The sequence below is a fragment of the Pseudoalteromonas sp. S558 genome, from assembly GCF_005886635.1.
Taxonomy (GTDB): domain Bacteria; phylum Pseudomonadota; class Gammaproteobacteria; order Enterobacterales; family Alteromonadaceae; genus Pseudoalteromonas; species Pseudoalteromonas aliena.
This window is the reverse complement of record NZ_PNDU01000192.1, coordinates 1-2,293: the sequence shown is the minus strand read 5'-3', so window position 1 is coordinate 2,293 and position 2,293 is coordinate 1. Positions and strand designations below refer to the sequence as shown.

Sequence of the window (2,293 nt, the reverse complement as noted above, 5' to 3'; positions counted from 1 at the left end):
ATTTATTTTCTCCAGCCAGAGGTTTTCAGTGAAAACAAGGCGACTTTACGCGTCAATCGCTGGCCTATTGCAAGTAAATTCAACGCAGTTAGCGCAGAAAATAGCTGCTAGAGATAGATTTATTATCCAGAGTTCAGGTTACTTAGTGTTGGCATGGGATACTCGTTGAATGGATCAAAAACGCCAGCGTGAGCTGGCGTTTTAATGCAAATTCAAAGCTAATTTATAAACAAATAATTAAGCTTTAGGCCCTGCATTCTTTATATCATCAGACACATCGTACTTAGCAAAGTTTTCGGTGAAGTCAGCGGCAAGTTTGGCAGCATATTCATTGTACTTAGCTTTATCTTCCCAAGTATTAATAGGGTTGAGTAAGTTAGTGTCTACACCTGGAACTTCAACAGGTACATCAAGGTTTAATACATCGATATGTTGTGTTTCAACACCAGCTAAATTACCTGATACGATTGCATCTACAACTGCGCGAGTTGTTGGGATGTCAAAACGTTTACCAGTACCGTAAGGACCACCTGTCCAGCCGGTATTAACTAAATATACTTTAGCGCCAAACTCTCGTACTCGTTTCATTAGTAATTCGGCGTAAACGCCTGCTGGACGAGGGAAAAATGGTGCGCCAAAACATGTTGAAAATGTAGATTCAATATCACTTGTAGAACCAATTTCAGTCGATCCTACTTTTGCTGTATAACCACTTAAAAAATGAAATGCGGCGGCTTCTTCGCTGAGTATTGATACCGGTGGTAGTACGCCACTAACATCACATGTTAAGAAAACAACAGCTTTTGGTTCGCCTGCACGGTTTTCTACTTTTCGCTTTTCAACGTGCTCAAGCGGATAAGCTGCACGACTGTTTTGAGTTAGGCTCGTATCGTGAAAATCTGGAACGCCTTTTTTATCTAACACGACGTTTTCTAAAATTGTACCGAAACGAATAGCATCCCAAATAACAGGTTCATTCTTTTGAGAAAGATCGATACATTTAGCGTAACAACCGCCTTCGATGTTAAATACACTACCAGGTGCCCAACCATGTTCATCATCGCCGATTAAAAAGCGAGTTGGATCTGCAGATAACGTTGTTTTACCAGTACCCGATAAACCAAAAAATAATGCAGTATCGCCAGCTTCGCCTACATTTGCAGAGCAGTGCATTGGTAATACACCTTTTGCTGGTAGTAGGAAATTTTGGACAGAGAACATCGATTTTTTCATTTCACCGGCATAACGCATACCCGCAAGTAACACTTTACGCTGCGCGAAGTTAATAATAACCGTACCATCGCTATTCGTGCCATCACGTTCTGGCTCACATACAAATGAAGGGACGTTCATCACTTGCCATTGAGGCAGATCAGAAGCATTGTAATTTTGTGGTTCAATAAACATATTTTTGGCAAAAATATGATGCCACGCTGTTTCTGTAGTTACAATAACAGGCAAGTAATGCTCGGTGTCTGCGCCAACTTCTAGGTGAGAGGTGAAGTGGTCGTTACTTTGAACATGTGCTTCAACGCGAGCCCATAGTGCGTCAAATTTATCTTCATCAAATGGGCGATTTACGTTGCCCCATTGGATATCATCTTGAGTAGTTGCTTCTTGAACAATAAAACGATCTTTTGGTGAACGACCAGTACGACGACCGGTGATTGCAACAAAAGCTCCATTTGCGGCTAAAGTCCCTTCGCCACGGCGGATCGCGTGCTCGACAAGTTCAGCTGCGGTTAAATCGACAAAACGTGTAGCGCTTGAAGTCATGTTTATACCTAACTATATGAGAGATTGAACGGGATAGCTCTGGGTTCTTAATTACCTTAAGCTGTATTTATAGTAACAGAAGGGTTGGGGATGTTCGAGCCTGTAAAGGCCCTAAAAACACATATATTTAGTAAAAAACATGAATAATTTCAATGATACCGGTGTCATAAAAGTCATGTTATAAATGACACCGGTATCATATTTTTACAATTTAAAACCACCTATTTGTGGCTTTAGTTATTAATAAAGCTGAAGTGCAGATATTAGGCGTGTTGTTCTTTGTGGATTGAAATTTGTACAATTTAGGGGCGACTGAATCGCGACGCGAGATTTGTAACTTAGAGGGCTCGGTAACTGCTCCTGCGTTACTCTAATTAAGAATAAGTAAAAACCAAGCAAAGCTTCCGCACCCTGCCCACGCTTATTGTCTACATTCATGAAGGCAACAAGCGTTAATCGCCCCTAGGGAGAACCCAAAGGGCTACGCATGTTTGGTATTTATGCTGCGTTATCGCCT

1 protein-coding gene is annotated in these 2,293 nt (G+C 41.3%); it reads right to left on the bottom strand.

Annotation, left to right across the window (positions count from 1 at the left end; translation table 11 throughout):
* Positions 1 to 237: 237 nt before the first annotated feature.
* The gene (locus tag CWB66_RS13460) at positions 238 to 1,776 is read right to left on the bottom strand and encodes a phosphoenolpyruvate carboxykinase (RefSeq protein ID WP_138585773.1); all 1,539 of its coding nucleotides are present in this window, start codon (positions 1,774 to 1,776) and stop codon (positions 238 to 240) included.
* Positions 1,777 to 2,293 lie beyond the last annotated feature (517 nt).